The following is a 21,125-nucleotide window of genomic DNA, read 5'->3' on the forward strand; positions in this document are numbered from 1 at the left end:
CCCGGGGGGCTTAACCCGCGCGGGGCGGGGGCGCCCCCCCCCGCCCGCCCCCCCCCGCGCGGGCGGGGGGGGGGGGCGGGCCCCGCGCGGGGGGGGGGGGGGGCCCCCCCCCGGGCCCCCCCCACGGCCCTCGCCGTTCCGCAACTCCTGCACGGGTCGAAAATCGGCCCGAACCACCTCAGACTGATGCAGAGCGTGATGTTCTGGTGCTGACGGGGAGGAGGTACGGGCATGCGCGCGATACGTCACGGCTTCGGGGCGATCGCCTCCGTCGCCGTTCTGATCACCGGCACGGCCGTGGCCACCGAGCTGCGGGACGCCCCCGCCCCCGCCGAGGAGCTCTCCGCCACCGCCCCGGCGACCGGGGAGCCGGAGAACTTCGGAGCCTCCTGCCGCATCCTCGTCGAGGGCTCCCGCGTCACCGCCCACTGCAGCAACCCGTACCCCCGCGCCGACCGCGTCCGCCTCCACGTCGAGTGCGACCGCTGGTGGGACCTCGACGGCGACAGCGCCGCCGTGGAGGTCGGCCCCGCCGACTACGTCCAGGTCTCCGGCCGCTGCTGGAAGGAGGTCCGGTCCGCCTGGATCACGCACCAGCCCGCGGATCCGGCTCCCGCTCCGGGCCGGCCCCTTCCGGTACGGGGCTCCTGAGGCACATGAAGGGGTAACCGGCCGCCTCCGTGCCGGCCCGCTCGGCATCGCCCTCGCGGATCGCGTCCACCAGGCGCGCGTGGTCCATGTGGTTCTCCGGCCGCAGCACCTGCCCCACGTCGTCGCGCAGCCAGTCCCGCAGCAGATCGCCCAGGTCCGCGTAGAGCTCCGTCAGCACCTCGTTGCCCGAGGCGGCGACGACCGCGTGGTGGAAGGCCGCGTCGGCCGTCACGAACCGCTCCGCGTCCCCCGACTCCCAGGCCTCCTCGCGCCGCAGGAGCAGGGCGTCCAGCTGCTTCAGGTCCCGCTCCGTGCGCCGCCCGGCCGCGAACCGCGCCGCGGCGGACTCCAGCGTGGAGCGCAGCTCGGCGACGTGCCGGGGGTCGGAGCCGGCGAAGCGCCGGTGCATGACGCCCGCCAGCTCGCTGGTGGCGACGACGTACGTCCCCGAGCCCTGACGGATGTCGAGCAGCCCGTTGTGCGCGAGCGCGCGGACCGCCTCGCGCACCGTGTTGCGGGCCACGCCCAGCTGCTCGACCAGTTCGGGTTCGGTCGGGATGCGTGAACCCACCGGCCACTCGCCGGAGGTGATCTGGTTCCGCAGCTCGGCGATCACCTGGTCGGAGAGACCGGTGCGCCGGGGGTGACCGAGGGCCATGGAGCGCCTTCCCATTCGTTCGAGATTGGACAACCAATCATCCCATGATTCTATGATGGCTTCATGCCTGACGAGCCGAAGACCCTCGACCCCGCCGCACCACCGGCCGGCACCACCGCGCGACCGGCCGCGACCACCGCCGCGACCGCGCCCTCCGCAGCGCCCGCCACCGCCGGCGATTCTCCCGCACCCGGCCCGGCCCGCGGCCGGCTGCTCGGCCTCGTCGCCGTCGGACTCGTCCTGGCCGCACTCAACCTGCGCCCCGCCATCACCAGCCTCGGCGCCCTCCTCGAAGAGGTCAGCGAGGACCTCCACATGAGCGGCAGCGTCGCCGGCGTCCTCACCTCCGTCCCCCCGCTCTGCTTCGCGGTCTTCGGCATCACCGCGCCCCGCCTCGCCCGCCGCTTCGGCCCCGCCGCCGTCGTCTGCGCGGGCATGGCCGCGATCTTCACCGGCCTCGTCCTGCGGCCCTTCGCGACCGGCACCCCCGCCTTCCTCGCCGCCAGCGCCCTCGCCCTGATGGGCATCGCCGTCAGCAACGTCCTGATGCCCGTCATCGTCAAGCGCTACTTCCCCGACCGCGTCGGCAGCATGACCGGCCTCTACTCCATGGCGCTCGCCCTCGGCACCTCCGTCGCCGCGGCCGCGACCGTGCCCATGACCGACGCCCTCGGCGGCGACTGGCGCCTCGGCCTCGGCGTCTGGGCCGCCCTCGCCGCCCTCGCCGTCCTGGCCTGGCTCCCGCTCCTGCGCGACCGGGGCACCGACGCGGCCCTCCCGGCCTCCGCGACCCCCGAAGCGGCCCCGCGGACCGGAGGAACGGCCCCGCGGACCGGGGCAGCGGCCCCGCGGACCGGGGAGACGGCCCCGCAGGCCCCCGCGCCGCGCATCACCCGCAGCCGCACCGCCTGGGCGCTCGGCGTCTTCTTCGGCCTCCAGGCCACCGGCGCCTACATCACCATGGGCTGGATGCCGCAGATCTTCCGCGACGCCGGCGTCCCCGCCGCCACCGCGGGCGTGCTCCTCGCCGTCACCATGGTCATGGGCGTCCCGCTCGCCTTCGTCATCCCCCGCCTCGCGACCCGGATGAAGAACCAGGGCCCGATCGTCGTCGCGCTCGGCCTGTGCGGACTCACCGGCTACACCGGACTCTTCCTCGCCCCCTCCGGCGGAGCCTGGGTCTGGGCCGTGCTCCTCGGCGTCTCCAACTGCTCCTTCCCGCTCGCCCTCACGATGATCGGCATGCGCTCGCGCACCGGCGCCGGCGTCGTCCGGCTCTCCGCCTTCGCCCAGAGCGTCGGCTACCTCATCTCGATCCCCGGCCCCCTCCTCGTCGGCGTGCTCTACCAGCACAGCGGCGGCTGGGGACTGCCCATCGCGCTCATGGGCGGGCTCATGGTGCCGCAGATGATCGTCGGAACCCTGGCGGGCAGGGACCGGACGGTCGAGGACGAATGCTGAGATGCGAGACTGTCCCCATGCCAGTCCTCGAACCCAACCCCCCGAACGGCCAGAAGAAGCTGCTCCTCGTGCTCGGCGCGATGCTCGGCATCACGGTCGTCATCGCCGTCATCGCCTCCTTCGCCTCCCCGTGAGGTGGGGGTAGCCCCCGCATCCCCTAGGGGGCGGGGCTCAGGGTGAAGTGGGTGGATCACCGGATGGGCCGGAGGACGCGCGATCCGTACGTTGGTGACAACGGCGAAAGCGCGGAACTCACCCACGGAGGCGGCCATGTCGGCCCCCACGCACCCCGGCGCCCGGACCACCACCACGGGCGTCGACACCCGGCTGCCCTGGTGGGCCCTCGTCCTCCCGGCAGCCGCCTTCCTCGCCCTCCTGGTCCTCATGACCGGGTCGGACGGGGCCCCGGCGGCCCCGGGTGAGCTCGCGACCGGCCGCGTCCTGGAGCACCTCTGGCAAACACTCTCTCTCTGAGTCGGAGTGGCCTGTTTCATGCGAAGCTGTGGACCATGAGCGTCGACACACCCCGCAGGATCGTGCTGCTCCGGCACGCGAAGGCAGACTGGAACGACTCCTCCGACCACGAGCGACCGCTCGCCGACCGCGGCCGCAAGGACGCCCCGGTGGCCGGCCGCAAGCTCGCCGACAGCGGCATCGCCTTCGATCTGGCCCTCTGCTCGACCGCCCTCCGCACCCGCGAGACCTGGAAGCTGGCCGTCCACGAGCTTCCGCACCGCCCGAAGACCGTGTACGAGGAGCGGTTGTACGAGGCCTCCCTCGGCGAGCTCATCGCCGTGGTCAACGAGACGCCGGACTCCGTGGAGAACCTGCTGCTCATCGGCCACAACCCGGGCATGCACGCGCTCGCCGACGCCCTGGCGGGCGAGTCCGAGGGCGACCTGCTGCCCCGGATGAACCGCAGCGGCTTCCCGACCTCCGCCTTCGCCGTCGTCACCTTCGACGGCACGTGGAAGTCCGTGGAGCACGGCGTCGGACGGCTCGTCGACTTCTGGGCCCCGCACGCCTGATCGCGTACGCCGGTCCCGTGCGCCGGTCCCGTGCGCCTCGTCCCGTACGGCCGGCTCGTACGTCCCGCCCCGGACGCGGGAGGGCCCGGGCGTCGTCCGACACCCGGGCCCTCCTCCGTACCGCCACCGCTCAGTGCGGCAGGTCGTCCTCGCCGAAGTCCGCCGCCTCGACCTCCTCGCGGGTGATGCCGAGCAGGTACAGCACGGTGTCCAGGAACGGCACGTTCACCGCCGTGTGGGCCGCCCGGCGCACCACCGGCTTCGCGTTGAACGCCACGCCGAGCCCGGCCGCGTTCAGCATGTCCAGGTCGTTGGCCCCGTCGCCGATCGCCACGGTCTGCGCCAGCGGCACCCCCGCCTCCGAGGCGAACCTGCGCAGCAGCCGCGCCTTGCCCGCCCGGTCGACGATCTCGCCGGTCACCCGTCCGGTGAGCTTCCCGTCCACGATCTCCAGCGTGTTGGCGGAGGCGAAGTCGAGGCCCAGCCGCTCCTTCAGGTCGTCGGTGACCTGCGTGAAACCGCCGGAGACGACGCCCACCTGGTAGCCGAGCCGCTTGAGCGTACGGATCAGGGTCCGGGCGCCCGGGGTCAGCCGCACCTCGGCGCGGACCTTGTCGACCACCGAGGCGTCGAGACCGGCGAGCAGCTCCACGCGCGCGTGGAGGGACTGCTCGAAGTCCAGTTCGCCGCGCATCGCCGCCGCCGTCACCTCGGCTACCCTGTCCTCGCAGCCCGCGTGCGCGGCGAAGAGCTCGATCACCTCGTCCTGGATCAGGGTCGAGTCGACGTCCATGACGACGAGCCGCTGGGCCCGCCGGTGCAGACCGGCGGAGACGACGGCCACGTCGACCCCGATGCCGTGCGCCTCCATGGCCAGCGCGGTCCGCAGCGGCTCGGTCCCGCAGCCCGAGACGGCGAACTCGACCGCCGTCACCGGGTACTTCGCGAGGCGGAAGATGCGGTCGATGTTGCCGCCGGTCTCCGCGATCCTGGCCGCTATGGCCGCCGTCTGCTCGGCGGTGAGCGGGTTGCCGAGCACGGTGACGTGGGAGCGTCCCTCACCACGGGGACGGTTGTCGCCCGTGCCGGAGATGATCTCGGCCTGGAGTTTCAGCGACTCGGCCCAGCTGTGGACGGTGGCCCGGAGTTCGCCCGGCGGGGCGACGGTCGGTTCGGTGACGAGCGCGCACAGGACGAGGCGGCCCCGGGAGACCACCTGTTCGATGTCCACGACGTCGACGGAGTAGGCGGCGAGGGTGTCGAAGAGTCCCGCGGTGATCCCGGGACGGTCCTTCCCGAAGATCTTGACGAGAAGGGTGGGAACGTCTGAGGTCTGCGATGCGCTCATGGTGGTTCCACCGTATCGGGCACCGTCTGCCACCTGACCCCCCGTCCCGCCCTGCGGACACCCGACTGGTCCAGGAGTCACCCCGAAGGTCTTCACGCGGCCCGACTTTCCGATACGGGACCGGGCCTGAAATAGTTCCCCAGGATGATTCGCCATCCCTGGACTCCCGACGACGGGGGTACATCGGGGGACAAGTAGTGGGGCATGGAGTGCCAGAACTCGTACTGGAATTGAACGGCAGGACCTGGACGCTCGATCCGTCCCGGTCGTACACCCTGGGCAGGGACCCTCAGGGTGACCTGGTCATCGACGACGCCAGGGTCTCGTGGCGCCACGCCACCATCAGCTGGGGCGGCCGGAGCTGGGTCATCGAGGACCACGGCTCCACGAACGGCACCTTCCTCCAGGGCCAGAGGGTCCATCAGGTGGAGATCGGTCCCGGTTCGGCCGTCCACCTGGGCAACGCGACCGACGGCCCGCGGCTGAATCTCGCCGCCGCCGGCGCGGCCGCCGCGCCCCAGCACCAGGCCCCGCAGCAGCAGGTGCCCCAGCAGCAGGCCCCGGCCCAGCAGGCCCCCGCCCACCAGGCCGCCGCGGCCCAGGCCGACTGGGCCACGCACCAGGCGCCGCCGCAGCAGCAGCAGGGCTGGCAGCAGCCTGTCCAGCAGCCGGCTCCGCACCAGCAGGTCCCGCACCAGCAGGGACCCGCGCAGGGGCACCCCGGCGGCGCCGCGGGAGCGCCGTCGCCCTACGGCGACCACCGCAGCCCGACGACCTTCTACCAGCTGGACCTCGGCCGCGTGATGCGCATCGGCCGTGCCCTGGAGAACGAACTGGTCGTCTCCGACCTCCAGGTCTCGCGGCACCACGCCGAGTTCCACGCGACGCCCGACGGCCGCTTCGAGATCCGCGACCTCGGCTCGCACAACGGCACGTACGTCAACGGTCAGCCGATCCCCAAGGGCGGCACGGCCCTCCTCGGCCCGCAGGACATCGTCGGCGTCGGCCACTCGACCTTCCGCATCGTCGGCGGCCAGCTGGAAGAGTTCGTCGACACCGGATCGGTCTCCTTCTCGGCCCGCCACCTCACGGTCACGGTCGACGGCGGCAAGCAGATCCTCAAGGACGTCACCTTCGGCGTCCCGGAGAAGTCGCTGATCGGCGTCATCGGCCCGTCCGGTTCCGGCAAGTCCACCCTGCTCAAGGCGCTGACCGGCTACCGCCCGGCCAACGAGGGCGACGTCCTCTACGACAACCGGAGCCTCTACAAGCAGTTCGCCGAGCTGCGCCAGCGCATCGGTCTGGTCCCGCAGGACGACATCCTGCACAAGGAGCTGACCGTCCAGAAGGCGCTGCGCTACGCGGCCAAGCTCCGCTTCCCCGGCGACACCGCCGCGACCGAGCGCGAGGCCCGCATCGACGAGGTGCTGCGCGAGCTCAAGCTCGACATCCACAAGGAGAAGAAGGTCACCTCCCTCTCCGGTGGCCAGCGCAAGCGCGTCTCCGTCGCCCTGGAGCTCCTCACCAAGCCCTCGCTGATCTTCCTGGACGAGCCGACCTCCGGCCTCGACCCGGGCATGGACCGCGACGTCATGCAGCTGCTGCGCGGCCTCGCGGACGACGGCCGCACGGTCCTCGTCGTCACCCACTCGGTGGCCGAGCTGGGCCTCTGCGACAAGCTGCTCGTGATGGCGCCCGGCGGCTCCGTGGCGTACTTCGGCCCGCCGGAGGAGGCGCTGAACTTCTTCGGCTACTCCACCTGGGCCGACGTCTTCTCCGCCTTCGAGAACTACCGCGACTACGACTGGGCGGGCCGCTGGAAGGGCTCGCAGCACTACCAGATGTACGCCGCGGACATCGACGCCGTCGCCGCGCAGCCCGTCCAGATGCCGCCGCAGGCGATGGCCAGGCCGCCGAAGCCGCAGGGCTGGGGCTCCCAGCTGTGGACCCTGATCCGCCGCTACGTGTCGGTGATCGCCTCCGACAAGGGCTTCATGGCCCTGATGGTGATCCTGCCCGCCGTCCTCGGCGCGGTCTCCGTCGTCATCCCGGCCGACTTCGGCCTGGGCCGGCCCAAGCCGCCGTCCCGCTTCAACGGCGACGCCGGCACGATCATGCTGATCCTCGCGGTCGGCATGTGCTTCTCCGGAGCGGCGAACTCCGTGCGAGAACTGATCAAGGAACGGGTCATCTACGAGCGGGAGCGCGCCGTCGGCCTCTCCCGGTCCGCGTACCTCATGTCCAAGGTCATCGTCCTCGGCCTGATCACCGCCTTCCAGGGCGTGATCATCTGCGGCATCGGCTTCTCCACCCGTGAGCTGCCCGAAGAGGGCCTGTTCATGCCGCCGGCCGTCGAGCTCTGCGTCCAGGTCATCGCGCTCGGCCTGACCTCGATGATGGTCGGCCTGGTCATCTCCGCGCTGGTGAAGACCGCCGAGAAGACCATGCCGCTGCTCGTCATGTTCGCCATCATCCAGGTCGTCTTCACCGGCATCCTCTTCCAGGTGTACGGCTCGCCCGGCCTGGAGCAGTTCGCCTGGCTCATGCCCTCCCGCTGGGGCATCGCCGGCGCCGGCACCACCCTCGACCTGGCGCACCTCATGCCGCCGTGGGACCACAAGGACCCCACCAACACCGACCCGCTGTGGGAGCACACGGTCGGCCAGTGGAGCCTCGACCTCGGCATCCAGCTGATCATGGCCACGGTCTGCTGCGTCCTCGTGGCGCGGCTGCTGCGCCGCCACGAGCCCGAGGTCATGCGCAAGTAACGGTCGCCCCACCACGCCGAAGGGCGGCACCCGCGGAGGGTGCCGCCCTTTCGCGCGTCAGTACGCGCTGTTGACGTTGTCGATCGAGCCGTAGCGGTCGGCCGCGTAGTTGGCGGCGGCGACGATGTTGGCGACCGGGTCGTACTGGTCGAACTTGGTGCCGGGGATGTGGTACGCCTTGAAGGTCGGGTAGATCACCTGGAGCAGGCCCTTGGACGGGACGCCGTTGATGGCGTTGATGTCCCAGTTGTTGATGGCGTACGGGTTGCCGCTGGACTCGCGCATGATGTTCCGGTGCAGGCCGTTGTAGGTGCCCGGGATGTTGTGCTTGTCCATGATGTAGAGCGCCTCGCGGATCCAGCCGTCGAGGTTGTTCGCGAAGACCGGCTTGCGGGCGACGGAACGGCTCGCGGCCGTCTTCTCCGCGGCGCGCTTCTTCGCGGCGGCCTTCGCCTTGGCCTCGGCCTTCGCCTTCGCGGCGGCCTTCGCCTTGATCTCCGCCTTGGCCTTCGCGGTGGCCTTCGCCAGGGCGTCGGCCTTGGCCTTCGCGGCCTTCGCCTGGGCGTCGAGCTTGGCCTTCGCGGCGGCCTTGGCCTTCGCCTCGGCCTCCTGCTTGGCCTTCAGACCGATGGTGGTCTGCTGCTCGCTGACGCTGGCGGCCAGCGCCTTGGCCTGCGGGCTGTTCGCGTTGTACGACCAGGCCACCTGCTGGGTGCCGGACAGAGCCTGCGGCTCGGTCTCGGTGCCGCCGTCGTGGGGCACGAGGGAGAGGGTGAGCGCTGCGGCGCCCAGAGCGGCGACGCCGGCGATCGTGGCCTTGTGGGTCTTCTTCAGACCACGACTGTGGCCAGGGGTGTTCGCAGACATGCAGGACTACCTCTTCGAATCGCTGGGGGTCGTCGCTCGGCCGGGGCGGCGCTGCGCCTGCTCGGCGGCGACGGGGGCAATTCTTAGCGGCAGCAAAATCCCGTGGCAAAGGTGTGACGTACGATCCCGGGTAGTGGATCAGGGTCTCGCGCAGGGGCCGCACAATGCCCCCTGTAGCCCGTTTCATCCGTTCATATCCGGCGGTGGAGGGGCTACTAGGGGGCTTCGTAAGTGATCTGGGTCCTATGCCCGGCCTCACATCGGGCGCCTGACGAAATCACCATGAGTTGCTTCAGCAATGCGTACGGTGAGTCTCCTCCTCCGGGAGGAGGAGATGGAGATCGCCGAACTCGTGCCAGAGGTAGCGCCCCTGTACGGCGGCGGCGTACGCGCTCCGCAGCGCAGGTCCCCCGGCGACCGCCTCCAGCATCAGCAGATGCGAGGCCTCCGGCTCGTGCAGCCCGGTGAGCAGCCCGTCCACCACCCGCACCCCGCGCGCGGGCGTCACCACCAGATCGGTCCACCCCGCGACGGCCCGCACGGACCCACCGGCCCCGGCGCCCGCCCGCCGGGACGCTCCCACCGCGGCGGACTCCAGTGCCCGCACCACCGTCGTACCGACCGCGATGACCCGGCCGCCCCCGGCGCGGGCCGCGTTCACCAGGGCCGCCGTCGCCGCGGGGACCTCGAAGCGCTCCGGATAGGGAGGCTCGTGCGCCTCCGCCGACGCCACCCCCGTATGAAGGCAGAGCGGGGCGATCCGTATCCCCCGGTCGACCAGCTCCGCCACCAGCCGGGCCGTGAAGGGCCGCCCCGCGCTCGGCATCTCCGCCGAGCCCGACCCGTCGGGGGAGGGGCGCGCGAAGACCGTCCGGTACGCCGACAGGGGCTGGTCCCGGTCCGTGTACCCGTACCGGACGGGCCGCCCGTACCGCCCGAGCAGCCCCGGCACGTCCACGTTCGCCCGCGCCCACCACAGCCGCCCGCCGCCGGGCACCAGCGGCTCCCCGAGCACCAGCCGCGCCCCTCCCGGCAGCCGTACGACCGCCCCCGCGGGACCGCCCCCACGCGGGCGCGTACTGCCCGACGGCTCCGGCGCCCGCAGCTCCACGGCCCATCGCCCGTCGTCCCCACGGGTCGAGAAGTGCACCACCACCGGCTCCCCGCCCGGCTCCGGCCCCAGCCGCCCGTCCACGGCCGCCGCGAGCGTCGTCGAGGTGTTGACGACGAGCACGTCCCCGGCCCGCAGCAGCGCGGGCAGCTCCCTGAAGGAGTGGTGCGACACCGCCGTCCCCCGCGACACGAGCAGCCGCACGTCGTCCCGCCCGAGCCCGGGCCCCCGCTGCTCGGCCGGCACCCGCGCCGACAGCTCCGCCGGCACCCTCACGGCCAGCGCCATCACGCCTCCAGGAAGGACGGCGCGGAATACCGGCCGCTCGCCGGCCGTTCGTCGAGCAGCCGCAGGAAGACGGGGGCGACATCGGCCGGAGCGGGAGTCCCGGACAGGTCCTCCCCGGGCTCCGCCGCGGCCAGCATGTCCGTCCGCATCCCGCCCGGGTCCACCCACCAGACCCGCAGCCCCGGCTCCTCCACCGCCAGGACCGCCGACAGCTGGTCGAGCGCCGCCTTCGTCGCCCCGTACGCCCCCCAGGTCCGGTACGCCTCCGCGGCCGCGTCCGAGCTCAGGTTGACCACCGCGCCCGCGGGCGCCGCGCGCAACAGCGGCAGCGCCTCCTGCAGCAGCCCCAGCGGGGCCACCACGTTGACCTCCAGGGCGGCCCGGAAACCGTCCAGCGGGTGCCGGTCGAGCGGCACCAGCGGTTCCGCGCCCAGGATCCCCGCGTTGTTCACGAGCAGGTCGAGCCCCCCGAGCTCCTCCGCCGCCGCCACCAGCGCCCGCCGGTGCGCCGGGTCCGTCACGTCCCCGGGCGGCGCCACCACCCGTGCCCCCCGCGCGCGTACCGCCGCCGCGGCCTCCTCCAGCACGTCCGCCGTGCGGGCGTCCAGCACCAGGTCCCAGCCCCGCCCGGCGAGGGCCTCGGCCAGCGCCCGGCCCAGACCTCTCGACGCCCCCGTGACGATCGCGACAGCCATGACGTCCATCCCCTCTCTCCTCCGGATGGCTCCACCCTCCGGCCGCGGCCCCCTCCACCGCCTCGTCCCCGGGCCCGGACCGCCGAGGGCACTTCGACCTAGGTCCCCGGACCTGCTCCGCCCTCGTCCCCGGACGGATACGGACCGTCACACCCCGCCGGTACGGTGAACGCATGAGCCATCGACCGAGCTCCGGCCTGGCCGCCGTGAGCACCGCCCTCCTGGCGATGAGCCGCCATCTGGAGGTCCGTGACGTCCTCAAGACGATCGTGGCCTCCGCGCGCGAGCTGCTCGACGCCGAGTACGCCGCCCTGGGCGTCCCCGACGACCACGGCGGCTTCGCCCAGTTCGTGGTCGACGGCGTCAGCGACGAGCAGTGGAGGGCGATCGGCCCGCTGCCCCGCCAGCACGGCATCCTGGCCTCGATGCTCCACAAGGCCGAGCCCGAGCGGCTCGCCGACGTCCGCGCGGACCCCCGTTTCGAGGGCTGGCCGGACGCCCACCCCGAGATGTCCGACTTCCTCGGCCTGCCCGTCCGCGACGGCGACGAGATCCTCGGCGCCCTCTTCCTCGCCAACAAGCGCTGTCCCAAGGAGGACGGCGGCTGCGGCTTCACCGCCGAGGACGAGGCGCTCCTCTCGATCCTCGCCCAGCACGCGGCCATCGCCCTCACCAACGCCCGGCTGTACGAGCGCAGCCGTGAGCTCACCATCGCCGAGGAGCGCTCCCGCCTCGCCCACGAGCTGCACGACGCCGTCAGCCAGAAGCTCTTCTCGCTCCGCCTGACCGCCCAGGCCGCCGCCGCGCTCGTCGACCGCGACCCGGTCCGCGCCAAGGGCGAGCTCCAGCAGGTCGCCGCGCTCGCCGCCGAGGCCGCCGACGAGCTGCGCGCCGCCGTCGTCGAGCTCAGGCCCGCCGCCCTCGACGAGGACGGCCTCGTCCACACGCTCCGCACCCAGATCCAGGTCCTGGACCGCGCCCACTCCGCCCGGGTGACCTTCGAGAGCCCGGGGACCCGGGCCCTGCCCGCCGCCCAGGAGGAGGCCGTCCTCCGGGTCGCGCAGGAGGCCCTGCACAACGCCCTGCGGCACGCGGACGCGCAGCTCGTCGCGGTCTCCCTCACCCGCAGCGGCCAGGGCGCGCGGCTCACCGTCACCGACGACGGCAAGGGCTTCGACCCGCGTGCGGTCCGCCGCGCCGGCCGCCACCTCGGTCTGGTCTCCATGCGGGACCGGGCGGGCGGCGTCGGCGGGCGGCTCACGGTGACCTCGGCCCCGGGCGCGGGCACCACGATCGAGATGGAGGTTCCCGGTGGCTGACAAGCCGATCCGTGTCCTGCTGGTCGACGACCACCAGGTCGTCCGCCGCGGCCTGCGCACCTTCCTGGAGGTGCAGGACGACATAGAGGTCGTGGGGGAGGCCTCCGACGGCGCCGAGGGCGTCGCCAGGGCGGAGGAGCTGCGCCCCGACGTGGTCCTCATGGACGTGAAGATGCCGGGCACGGACGGCATCGAGGCGCTCAAGCGGCTCCGCGAGCTGGCCAACCCCGCCAGGGTCCTGATCGTCACCAGCTTCACCGAGCAGCGGACGGTCGTCCCCGCGCTCCGCGCCGGCGCCTCTGGATACGTCTACAAGGACATCGACCCCGACGCCCTGGCCGGCGCGATCCGCTCCGTCCACGCCGGACACGTCCTGCTCCAGCCCGAGGTGGCGGGCGCGCTCCTCGCCCAGGAGGACTCCCACGGCGGGGGCACGGGGCGGGGTTCCACCCTCACGGAGCGGGAGCGCGAGGTCCTCGGCCTGATCGCGGACGGCCGGTCCAACCGGGAGATCGCCCGCGCCCTCGTCCTCTCCGAGAAGACGGTCAAGACGCACGTCTCGAACATCCTGATGAAGCTCGATCTCGCGGACCGCACCCAGGCGGCGCTGTGGGCCGTACGGCACGGCCTCACCGGCTGACGCGCCCCTCGTGCGCCGGGGCGCACGACCGTTCAGTACTTCATACCGTCGTGTGGATGTCCCCCGTTCGGCGCAACCCGGCGGGGGGTACGGCGTTCTCCATGGCGTGCTGCGGCGGACCGGCCGCAGCGATGACCAGGAGGATGTACCCAGTGAAGAACCTCAAGAAGGCCGCCGCCCTCACCATGATCGCCGGCGGCATCGTCGCCGCCGGCGCGGGCGTCGCCTCCGCGAACGCGGACGCCGCCGGGCAGGCCCTCCACTCGCCGGGCGTCGGCTCCGGCAACCTGGTGCAGGTCCCGGTCCACGTCCCCGTGAACGTCTCCGGCAACACGGTCAACGTGATCGGCCTGCTCAACCCGGCCTTCGGCAACGGCGCCGTCAACGGCTGACCGCCCCCGCACCAACCCCCGGCCCCGGACGATCCCCCGGGACCGGGGGTTCGCCGTGCCCGGGGGAGCGCCCGCCGGGCTGATAGGGCGCAGACCTCAGAAGCCCCGCTCTCGTTCCCGTTCCTCCACGTACGCGTTGTACGCCGCGACCTGGGCCCGGCGGGCCACTCGCTCCACCGGCCGCAGCGCCTCCCCCCGCGCCGCCAGCTCCTCCCTCGACGCGGCTCTCGCACCGTTCGGCGCCGGGGCGCCTTCCGGGCTTCGGGCCGCTGCGTCGGACTCCGTCCGCCGGGCTTCGAGGCGCAAGGCCCCGCGGGTCTCAGAAGCCCCGCTCTCGCTCCCGTTCCTCCACGTACGCGTTGTACGCCGCGACCTGGGCCCGGCGGGCCACCCGCTCCACCGGCCGCAGCGCCTCCCCCCGCGCCGCCATCTCCGAGGCGCTCACCGCGCCCCCGTGACCGTGGTCGTACGCCAGGTTCACGAGCAGACCGATCCGCTGCGCCAGCTCCAGGACCCGTACCGCGCGCGGCGGATAGCCCGGGGCCAGCACCTCGCGGCCCACCTCCGCCCGCGCCCGGTACGCCTCGCGCGCCGCGTCCGCCGCGGGCCCCGAGGCCGCCACGTCGAGCCGGGTCAGCACCGCCGTCGCGTCCCGCATCGCCTCCGCCAGCTCCCGCTCCGCCTCGCCGAGGGACGGTACGTCCGCCGGCGGGGCCTCCCGCACGGCGAGGCAGTGCCAGACCACCGAGACGTGCACGTCACCCGCCGGACCGGCCTCGGTGACCTCCGGCACGAGACCGTACGGCGCGCCGAAGCCCACCACCGCCTCCTCCGCCTCCAACGCGCGCGCGTTGAAGTCCGGCGGCCCGCTCAGACCCAGCGGATGCCCCGGCGCCGGCAGCGCGACCCGCCACCCGGTCACCCCGAGCCGCCGCAGCCGGCCCAGCGCGAGCGTCAGCCCCACCGGCCCCGCCTCACCGGGCAGCCCCTCCACGCGGTGCACCGCGTCCTCCCCGACAATGGCCAGCGCCGCCTCGTCCGGCGACACCGCCCCGGCCAGCAGGGCATTGCCCCAGGCGGCCAGACGTCCTGAGCGTGGTTCCGAAAGCATCCCCCCAGAGTAAGGACTCAAAGGAAGCCCTACGGACCGGTCCGCTCCGTCGATAACGTAGGTTTTCCCCTGGACGCCGCGCCCATCGGCGCAAGGCGACGACAAGACTCGACCGCAAGGGGAGACAACGCGCTCATGAGCGATGTACTGGAGCTGGTGGACGTATCCGTGGTCCGCGACGGACGGGCTCTGGTGGACGATGTCTCCTGGTCGGTCAAGGAGGGCGAGCGCTGGGTGATCCTCGGACCCAACGGCGCCGGCAAGACCACCCTTCTGAACATCGCCTCCAGCTACCTCTTCCCCACCAAGGGCACCACCCGCATCCTGGGCGAGCAGCTCGGCGGCGTCGGCACCGACGTCTTCGAGCTCCGCCCCCGCATCGGCATGGCCGGCATCGCGATGGCGGAGAAGCTCCCCAAGCGCCAGACCGTCCTGCAGACCGTCCTCACCGCCGCGTACGGCATGACCGCCACCTGGAACGAGGACTACGACCCGGTCGACGAGGAGCGCGCCAAGGCCTTCCTCGACCGGCTCGGGATGAGCGAGTACCTGGACCGCAGGTTCGGCACCCTCTCCGAGGGCGAGCGCAAGCGCACCCTCATCGCCCGCGCGATGATGACCGACCCGGAGCTCCTCCTCCTCGACGAGCCCGCCGCCGGCCTCGACCTCGGCGGCCGCGAGGACCTGGTCCGCCGCCTCGGCCGCCTCGCCCGCGACCCGTACGCCCCCTCCATGATCATGGTCACCCACCACGTCGAGGAGATCGCCCCCGGCTTCACCCACGTCCTGATGATCCGTCAGGGCAAGGTCCTCGCCGCGGGTCCCGTGGAGATGGAGCTCACCTCCCGCAACCTCTCGCACTGCTTCGGCCTGCCGCTCGTCGTCGAGCGCGTCGGCGACCGCTGGACCGCCCACGGCCTGCCCCTGAAGTGACCGGCCGGGGCACCGGCGACCCGCACAGCCGCCCGCGCCCTGTCCCGGAAGGACCCCACCGCCCTACCATGACCAGGTGGACATCGACGCATGGGTCTGGTGGCTGATCGGCGCGGTGGGGCTCGGCATCCCGCTGGTCCTGACCGCGATGCCGGAGTTCGGCATGTTCTCCGTCGGAGCGGTCGCCGGGGCGGTGACCGCGGCCCTCGGCTTCGGCGTCGTCGCCCAGGTGCTCGTCTTCGTCGTCGTCTCCGTGGCGCTCGTCGCCGTGGTGCGTCCGATCGCCGCCCGCCACCGCGACGGCAGACCCGAACTCGCCACCGGCGTCGATGCCCTGAGGGGGCGTCAGGCCGTCGTCCTGGAGCGGGTCGACGGCAGCGGAGGCCGCATCAAGCTCGCCGGCGAGGTCTGGTCCGCCCGCACCCTCGACACCGGCCAGACCTTCGAACCGGGCGAACAGGTCGACGTCGTGGACATCGACGGGGCGACCGCCGTGGTCATGTGACCGAACCTCGCCCATGACGCTCCGCCATCTGGGAAACTCGATCATCAGAAGAAACCCGGCAGACAACCGGCAGCGAAGGGCACGGGGAACACGATGTCAGCAGTCATCATCGTCCTGATCATTCTGGTGGTGCTCGTCTTCATCGCCCTGATCAAGACGATCCAGGTCATCCCGCAGGCGAGCGCGGCGATCGTGGAGCGCTTCGGCCGCTACACCCGCACGCTCAACGCCGGACTCAACATCGTCGTCCCGTTCATCGACTCGATCCGCAACCGGATCGACCTCCGCGAACAGGTCGTCCCGTTCCCGCCGCAGCCGGTGATCACCCAGGACAACCTGGTCGTCAACATCGACACGGTCATCTACTACCAGGTGACCGACGCCCGCGCCGCGACCTACGAGGTCGCCAGCTACATCCAGGCGATCGAGCAGCTCACCGTCACCACCCTGCGCAACATCATCGGCGGCATGGACCTGGAGCGGACCCTCACCTCCCGCGAGGAGATCAACGCGGCCCTGCGCGGAGTCCTCGACGAGGCCACCGGCAAGTGGGGCATCCGCGTCAACCGCGTCGAGCTCAAGGCCATCGAGCCGCCGACCTCCATCCAGGACTCGATGGAGAAGCAGATGCGCGCCGAGCGCGACAAGCGCGCCGCGATCCTCACCGCCGAGGGCACCCGCCAGTCCGCCATCCTCACCGCCGAGGGCGAGAAGCAGTCCGCCATCCTGCGCGCCGAGGGCGAGGCCAAGGCCGCCGCCCTCAAGGCCGAGGGCGAGGCGCAGGCCGTCCGCACCGTCTTCGAGGCCATCCACGCCGGCGACCCGGACCAGAAGCTCCTCTCGTACCAGTACCTCCAGATGCTCCCGAAGATCGCCGAGGGCGACGCCAACAAGCTCTGGATCGTGCCCAGCGAGATCGGCGACGCCCTCAAGGGCCTCTCCGGCGCCCTCGGGAACATGGGCCCGGGCGCACCGTCCTTCCCCGCCAAGGACGTTCCGTCCGCGAGGCGAGAAGAACCCACGGTTGACTGACACGTACACGTAATCCGTGCATGATCGGTACGAGCCCCTCGACCCTGTCGCACGACAGGGCGGGGAGGCGAGCCACTGACCATGTGAGGGAACGGCTTTGTCCATCTGGGAAGCCCTGGCGGTCTTCGCCGCCGGCATCGGCGCCGGCACCATCAACACCATCGTCGGATCGGGAACGCTCATCACGTTCCCGGTCCTCCTCGCGACCGGACTCCCCCCGATCACCGCGAACGTCTCCAACGCCCTCGGCCTCGTCCCCGGCTCCGTCAGCGGGGCCATCGGCTACCGCCGCGAGCTCAAGGGCCAGAAGGCCCGCGTCCTGCGCCTCGGCGCCGCCGCACTCCTCGGCGGACTCATCGGCGCGATCCTGCTCCTGGCCCTCCCGTCCGAGGCCTTCGACGCGATCGTCCCCGTCCTCATCGGCCTCGCCCTCGTCCTGGTCCTCTTCCAGCCCCGTATCGCCGCAGCCGTGAAGCGGCGCCGGGAGCAGACCGGCACCGAGGCCCACCCCGACGGCGGCCCCGTCCTCCTCGTCGGCCTCTTCCTCGCCAGCATGTACGGCGGATACTTCGGCGCCGCCCAAGGAGTCCTCTACCTCTCCCTCATGGGCCTGCTGCTCCACGACGACCTGCAGCGCATCAACGCCGTCAAGAACATCCTCGGCGCCCTGGTCAACGGAGTCGCCGCCGTCTTCTTCCTCTTCGTCGCCGACTTCGACTGGACGGCCGTCCTGCTCATCGCCGTCGGCTCCACCCTCGGAGGCCAGCTCGGCGCCAAGGTCGGCCGCAGACTGCCCCCGGCGGTCCTGCGCGGAGTGATCATCGCCGTCGGCATCGTGGCCATCCTCCAGCTGACCCTCGGTTAGCCACGACAGCGGAAGGGCCCGCCTCCCCACCGGGAGACGGGCCCTTCCGCATCCGCACGTCCGCGGATCACGCCCTACGCGGCCGAATCGGCCAGCCACGCCGGCAGCGCCGACCGCTCGCTCGCCCGCATCGCGAGCAGCATCGCGTCCGCCGGAGTCGGCTCGAACGGCTGGTGCAGCAGCGGCATCCCCGCCTGCTCCGGCGTCCGGTCCGCCTTGCGGTGGTTGTCCTCGGCACAGGAGGCGACCGTGTTCAGCCAGCTGTCCCCACCACCCTGCGCCCGCGGCACCACGTGGTCGACCGTCGTCGCCCGCCGCCCGCAGTACGCGCACCGGTGCTGGTCCCGGACCAGCACCCCCCGCCTCGACCACGGGGCCTGTCTTCGGAACGGCACCCGTACGTACCGGCAGAGCCTGATCACCCGCGGGACCGGCAGGTCGACGGCGGCGCCCCGCACCCTCAGCTCGGGATGGGCCTGCTCGACGACGGCCTTGTCCTGCAGGACGAGCACCACCGCACGGTTGAGTGTGACCGTCGAAAGCGGCTCGAAGCTCGCGTTCAGTACCAGCGTGTCCCGCATGTTGCCCACCTCCCGTATGCCGGCCCCAGCCCCCACACGGGGCTCCGGGCTTGGATCAACGATGGCCGGGCCGGCCGGGTCGGACAACGCAATTTCCTGCGCAACAAAAGATGCCCGCTTCTGATCTCTCCAAGACCAGAAGCGGGCAAACAACAAACGAACGATCAGCCCGCCGCGGGAGCCGCGTACTCACCGACCAACTGGGCACGCCCCAGCGTGTGGAACCGCAGGTTGAACCCGACCGCCGCCGGCGAGGCGTCGGCGTCCGGACCGAGCTTCTCCTGGTCCACCGCGTACACCGTGAAGACGTACCGGTGCGACTCGCCCGCCGGGGGAGCGGCGCCGCCGAAGTCCTTCGAGCCGTAGTCGTTCCGCGCGTGCACGGCACCCGCCGGCAGCCCCTCGAACGACCCCGACCCGGCACCGGCCGGCAGCTCCGTCACCGACGCCGGGATGTCGAACAGCACCCAGTGCCAGAACCCGCTGCCCGTCGGGGCGTCCGGGTCGAAGCAGGTGACCGCGAAACTCTTCGTCTCCGCCGGGAAGCCCTCCCAGCTCAGCTGCGGCGAGGTGTTCCCCGCCGCGTACACCTGAGCGTCCTTCAGCACCCCGCCCGGCGCGACGTCGTCGCTCACCACGGTGAACGCCGCCACCGGCGGATGGAAGTCATGGGGGAGCGGCGCCCTCTTGCCCTCGGACACGTCGAGTACCTCCGAATCGTCCGTCAACGCTGACGATCCCGAGCCTAGAGCCAGTTGCGCCGGCCGCCGACCTCGGCGAGCCACTGGTTGAGGTAAGCCGCCCAGTCGGTGGTGTGGAAGTCGTGCAGACCCACCTTGAACGCGCGGAAGGAGTCGCTTCCCTCCGTGAAGAGACCCGGCTTCTTGTCCATCTCCAGGACGACGTCCATCTCGTGGTCGTCCGCGACGAAGCTGACCTCGACCTGGTTCAGCCCCCGGTACTGCTGCGGCGCGAAGAACTCGATCTCCTGGTAGAAGGGCAGCTTCTGCCGCGTCCCCCGGATGTGCCCGCGCTCCATGTCCGCGCTCTTGAAGCGGAAGCCCAGCTGGATGAAGGCGTCCAGGATCGCCTGCTGCGCCGGAAGCGGGTGCACGTTGATCGGGTCCAGGTCACCGGAGTCCACGGCCCGCGCGATCTCCAGCTCGGTCGTCACCCCGATGTTCATCCCCCGCAGCTGCTGCCCGGCCACGGTGGTGACCGGCGTCTCCCACGGGATCTCCAGGCCGAACGGCACGACGTGCACGGCGCCGGCCTTCACCTCGAAGGCACCGCCGAGACGCACCTTCACGAACTCGATGTCCTGCTTGTGCTCCTGGTCGCCGCCCTCGACCTCGACACGCGCCTGCAGCCCGACGGAGAGCCCCTCGATCTGCTGGTCGACGCTGCCGCCCTGGATCCGCACCTCGCCCTGGACGACCCCGCCCGGGACGACGTTCTCCTCCGTGAGCACCGTCTCCACGGTGGCCCCGCCGGCGCCCAGGCTCGCGAGCAGCTTCTTGAATCCCATGACTTCCACTCCTTCTCGGGTCCTGACCCCTACATACGCGCGACGACCGTAGCCGGTTCCCCTCCGGTCCCCGGTACGCTCGGACGGCATGAGCGAGAGCCCCGACCGTACGCCGCTCCCGCGGACCTTCTTCGACCGCCCCGTTCTGGAAGTGGCCCCCGACCTCCTGGGCCGCACCCTCGTCCGCAACACCGACGAGGGCCGGATGGAACTGCGCCTCACGGAGGTGGAGGCGTACGCCGGCGCCATCGATCCCGGCTCGCACGCCTTCCGGGGCCGCACCGCACGCAACGCCGTCATGTTCGGACCCCCCGGCCACGCGTACGTCTACTTCACCTACGGCATGTGGCACTGCCTCAACCTGGTGTGCGGACCCGAGGGTCACGCGAGCGGTGTCCTGCTGCGCGCGGGTGAAATCGTCGAGGGCGCCGACCAGGCCCGCCCCCGCCGCCGCTCGGCCCGCTCCGACCACGAGCTGGCCAAGGGACCGGCCCGCCTGGCCACGGCCCTCGATGTCGCCCTCTCCCTGAACGGCACGGACACCTGCGCGGGCCAGGACGGACCGCTCGCCCTCCTCACCGGCACGCCCCCGGCCCCGGACCGCGTCCGCAGCGGCCCCCGTACGGGAGTGGGCGGCGAGGGCGCCCCGCACCCCTGGCGCTTCTGGATCACGGAGGACCCGACGGTCAGCCCGTACCGGCCCCACACACCCCGCAAACGAAGGCTTGACTCGCCGAGGACGACCGACTAACGTGGCCCGAGCCGCTGGAACCCGGCCTGCTTGTTCAAGCACCCCGGAGCGGCCACCCACACTACTCAAGATGATCACCCCGGTTGGGGTTCATTTCGGCATTCCGAAATTCGTTTCGAATGGCTCGATTATGAACGGCCAGGGAAATCAGCTAAAGTAGTGAACACGCCGGAAGGGCCCGGAGCGAAAGCGAACGGGACCGGAAAGCACCGAGGAAATCGGATCGGAAAGATCTGATAGAGTCGGAAACGAAGGAAGCGCCCGGAGGGCCCGGAAACGGGACCGAAGGAAGCGTCCGCACCTTGAGAACTCAACAGCGTGCCAAAAATCAACGCCAGATTAGTTGATACCCCGTCCATCTCCGGATGGCCGAGGTTCCTTTGAAAAAGTCCATCCCTGCGGGGGTGGCGACACTACAGCGAGGACGCTGTGGACATCCGGCCCTATTCCGGCCGTGGTGTCCCGCTCACCGCGAGTGGTGCACCGGATATCCGGTCAACATTCACGGAGAGTTTGATCCTGGCTCAGGACGAACGCTGGCGGCGTGCTTAACACATGCAAGTCGAACGATGAAGCCCTTCGGGGTGGATTAG

The 21,125-nt window shown here is 71.8% G+C and carries 23 protein-coding genes and 1 rRNA gene; 15 read left to right on the forward strand and 9 right to left on the reverse strand.

The window, feature by feature from the left end:
- Window positions 1-231: 231 nt before the first annotated feature.
- On the forward strand, window positions 232-651 hold the full coding sequence (locus tag ACFYUZ_RS04575; RefSeq protein ID WP_389306189.1) for a hypothetical protein: 420 nt from the start codon (window positions 232-234) through the stop codon (window positions 649-651).
- On the opposite strand, the gene ACFYUZ_RS04580 is transcribed toward ACFYUZ_RS04575, so the two are convergent.
- On the reverse strand, window positions 587-1,309 hold the full coding sequence (locus ACFYUZ_RS04580; protein WP_389306191.1) for a FadR/GntR family transcriptional regulator: 723 nt from the start codon (window positions 1,307-1,309) through the stop codon (window positions 587-589). The two genes, ACFYUZ_RS04575 and ACFYUZ_RS04580, sit on opposite strands and share 65 nt — an antisense overlap.
- A 63-nt stretch (window positions 1,310-1,372) precedes the next feature.
- Here ACFYUZ_RS04580 and ACFYUZ_RS04585 point away from each other — a divergent pair, with 63 nt between their 5' ends.
- The 4 genes from ACFYUZ_RS04585 (at window position 1,373) to ACFYUZ_RS04600 (ending at window position 3,798) form a co-directional block, all read left to right on the forward strand.
- Window positions 1,373-2,770: a CynX/NimT family MFS transporter gene (locus ACFYUZ_RS04585; protein WP_389306193.1), complete on the forward strand. Its 1,398-nt coding sequence runs from the start codon at window positions 1,373-1,375 to the stop codon at window positions 2,768-2,770.
- 17 nt (window positions 2,771-2,787) lie between these two features.
- A complete protein-coding gene (locus ACFYUZ_RS04590) occupies window positions 2,788-2,904 on the forward strand; it encodes an SGM_5486 family transporter-associated protein (RefSeq protein WP_260174269.1) in 117 nt (38 codons plus the stop codon).
- Between the two features lie 136 nt (window positions 2,905-3,040).
- Window positions 3,041-3,244, forward strand: a complete 204-nt coding sequence (locus tag ACFYUZ_RS04595; protein ID WP_389306195.1) for a hypothetical protein — start codon at window positions 3,041-3,043, stop codon at window positions 3,242-3,244.
- Between the two features lie 35 nt (window positions 3,245-3,279).
- Window positions 3,280-3,798 carry a SixA phosphatase family protein gene (locus ACFYUZ_RS04600; protein WP_389306197.1) on the forward strand — a complete coding sequence of 173 codons (519 nt, stop codon included), beginning with the start codon at window positions 3,280-3,282 and terminating at the stop codon, window positions 3,796-3,798.
- 130 nt (window positions 3,799-3,928) lie between these two features.
- On the opposite strand, the gene serB is transcribed toward ACFYUZ_RS04600, so the two are convergent.
- On the reverse strand, window positions 3,929-5,146 hold the full coding sequence (serB, locus tag ACFYUZ_RS04605) for a phosphoserine phosphatase SerB (protein WP_389306198.1): 1,218 nt from the start codon (window positions 5,144-5,146) through the stop codon (window positions 3,929-3,931).
- Between the two features lie 197 nt (window positions 5,147-5,343).
- Here serB and ACFYUZ_RS04610 point away from each other — a divergent pair, with 197 nt between their 5' ends.
- Window positions 5,344-7,914, forward strand: coding sequence for an FHA domain-containing protein (locus ACFYUZ_RS04610; protein WP_389306199.1), 2,571 nt, complete (start codon window positions 5,344-5,346; stop codon window positions 7,912-7,914).
- Between the two features lie 57 nt (window positions 7,915-7,971).
- Here the strand turns inward: ACFYUZ_RS04610 and ACFYUZ_RS04615 are convergent, their stop codons facing one another.
- The 3 genes from ACFYUZ_RS04615 to ACFYUZ_RS04625 all read right to left on the reverse strand — a co-directional run bounded on the left by ACFYUZ_RS04615 (window position 7,972) and on the right by ACFYUZ_RS04625 (window position 10,875).
- Window positions 7,972-8,781 (reverse strand): transglycosylase SLT domain-containing protein, encoded by an 810-nt coding sequence (locus tag ACFYUZ_RS04615; RefSeq protein WP_389306201.1) that lies wholly within the window; start codon window positions 8,779-8,781, stop codon window positions 7,972-7,974.
- 292 nt (window positions 8,782-9,073) lie between these two features.
- The gene (locus tag ACFYUZ_RS04620) at window positions 9,074-10,180 is read right to left on the reverse strand and encodes an S-adenosylmethionine:tRNA ribosyltransferase-isomerase (RefSeq protein ID WP_389306203.1); all 1,107 of its coding nucleotides are present in this window, start codon (window positions 10,178-10,180) and stop codon (window positions 9,074-9,076) included.
- Window positions 10,180-10,875 (reverse strand): SDR family NAD(P)-dependent oxidoreductase, encoded by a 696-nt coding sequence (locus ACFYUZ_RS04625; protein ID WP_389306293.1) that lies wholly within the window; start codon window positions 10,873-10,875, stop codon window positions 10,180-10,182. The genes ACFYUZ_RS04620 and ACFYUZ_RS04625 overlap by 1 nt, the downstream gene beginning before the upstream one ends.
- A gap of 173 nt (window positions 10,876-11,048) precedes the next feature.
- On the opposite strand from ACFYUZ_RS04625, the gene ACFYUZ_RS04630 reads away from it, so the two are divergent.
- The 3 genes from ACFYUZ_RS04630 to ACFYUZ_RS04640 all read left to right on the forward strand — a co-directional run bounded on the left by ACFYUZ_RS04630 (window position 11,049) and on the right by ACFYUZ_RS04640 (window position 13,226).
- Entirely contained in the window at window positions 11,049-12,194 is a 1,146-nt protein-coding gene (locus ACFYUZ_RS04630) for a GAF domain-containing sensor histidine kinase (protein ID WP_389306205.1), read from the forward strand.
- Window positions 12,187-12,834 carry a response regulator gene (locus ACFYUZ_RS04635; protein WP_389306207.1) on the forward strand — a complete coding sequence of 216 codons (648 nt, stop codon included), beginning with the start codon at window positions 12,187-12,189 and terminating at the stop codon, window positions 12,832-12,834. Before ACFYUZ_RS04630 ends, ACFYUZ_RS04635 begins: the two co-directional genes overlap by 8 nt.
- Before the next feature lie 152 nt (window positions 12,835-12,986).
- Window positions 12,987-13,226 carry a chaplin gene (locus tag ACFYUZ_RS04640; RefSeq protein ID WP_389306208.1) on the forward strand — a complete coding sequence of 80 codons (240 nt, stop codon included), beginning with the start codon at window positions 12,987-12,989 and terminating at the stop codon, window positions 13,224-13,226.
- A 319-nt stretch (window positions 13,227-13,545) separates the two neighbouring features.
- Here ACFYUZ_RS04640 and ACFYUZ_RS04645 read toward each other — a convergent pair whose 3' ends face one another.
- Window positions 13,546-14,337: a hypothetical protein gene (locus ACFYUZ_RS04645; RefSeq protein WP_389306210.1), complete on the reverse strand. Its 792-nt coding sequence runs from the start codon at window positions 14,335-14,337 to the stop codon at window positions 13,546-13,548.
- Between the two features lie 135 nt (window positions 14,338-14,472).
- Here ACFYUZ_RS04645 and ACFYUZ_RS04650 point away from each other — a divergent pair, with 135 nt between their 5' ends.
- From ACFYUZ_RS04650 to ACFYUZ_RS04665, 4 genes are all read left to right on the forward strand, one after another.
- Window positions 14,473-15,270 (forward strand): ABC transporter ATP-binding protein, encoded by a 798-nt coding sequence (locus tag ACFYUZ_RS04650; protein WP_389306212.1) that lies wholly within the window; start codon window positions 14,473-14,475, stop codon window positions 15,268-15,270.
- A gap of 76 nt (window positions 15,271-15,346) precedes the next feature.
- Window positions 15,347-15,775 carry an NfeD family protein gene (locus tag ACFYUZ_RS04655; protein WP_389306214.1) on the forward strand — a complete coding sequence of 143 codons (429 nt, stop codon included), beginning with the start codon at window positions 15,347-15,349 and terminating at the stop codon, window positions 15,773-15,775.
- A 93-nt stretch (window positions 15,776-15,868) separates the two neighbouring features.
- Window positions 15,869-16,807, forward strand: coding sequence for an SPFH domain-containing protein (locus ACFYUZ_RS04660; protein WP_389306215.1), 939 nt, complete (start codon window positions 15,869-15,871; stop codon window positions 16,805-16,807).
- Window positions 16,808-16,904: 97 nt separating this feature from the next.
- Window positions 16,905-17,672: a sulfite exporter TauE/SafE family protein gene (locus tag ACFYUZ_RS04665; protein ID WP_389306217.1), complete on the forward strand. Its 768-nt coding sequence runs from the start codon at window positions 16,905-16,907 to the stop codon at window positions 17,670-17,672.
- A 74-nt stretch (window positions 17,673-17,746) separates the two neighbouring features.
- Here ACFYUZ_RS04665 and ACFYUZ_RS04670 read toward each other — a convergent pair whose 3' ends face one another.
- The 3 genes from ACFYUZ_RS04670 to ACFYUZ_RS04680 all read right to left on the reverse strand — a co-directional run bounded on the left by ACFYUZ_RS04670 (window position 17,747) and on the right by ACFYUZ_RS04680 (window position 19,781).
- Window positions 17,747-18,253, reverse strand: a complete 507-nt coding sequence (locus ACFYUZ_RS04670) for an HNH endonuclease (protein WP_093876792.1) — start codon at window positions 18,251-18,253, stop codon at window positions 17,747-17,749.
- Window positions 18,254-18,417: 164 nt separating this feature from the next.
- Entirely contained in the window at window positions 18,418-18,954 is a 537-nt protein-coding gene (locus ACFYUZ_RS04675; RefSeq protein ID WP_389306218.1) for a YbhB/YbcL family Raf kinase inhibitor-like protein, read from the reverse strand.
- Between the two features lie 44 nt (window positions 18,955-18,998).
- Complete coding sequence (locus tag ACFYUZ_RS04680) at window positions 18,999-19,781, reverse strand: sporulation protein (protein ID WP_389306220.1); 783 nt, start codon at window positions 19,779-19,781, stop codon at window positions 18,999-19,001.
- Between the two features lie 88 nt (window positions 19,782-19,869).
- Between ACFYUZ_RS04680 and ACFYUZ_RS04685 the strand changes: the two genes are divergently transcribed.
- Window positions 19,870-20,532, forward strand: a complete 663-nt coding sequence (locus ACFYUZ_RS04685) for a DNA-3-methyladenine glycosylase (protein WP_389306222.1) — start codon at window positions 19,870-19,872, stop codon at window positions 20,530-20,532.
- Window positions 20,533-21,033: 501 nt separating this feature from the next.
- A 16S ribosomal RNA gene (locus ACFYUZ_RS04690) occupies window positions 21,034-21,125 on the forward strand; the annotation flags it as partial.

The sequence above is a fragment of the Streptomyces sp. NPDC004266 genome (assembly GCF_042874095.1).
Classification (GTDB): Bacteria; Actinomycetota; Actinomycetes; order Streptomycetales; family Streptomycetaceae; genus Streptomyces.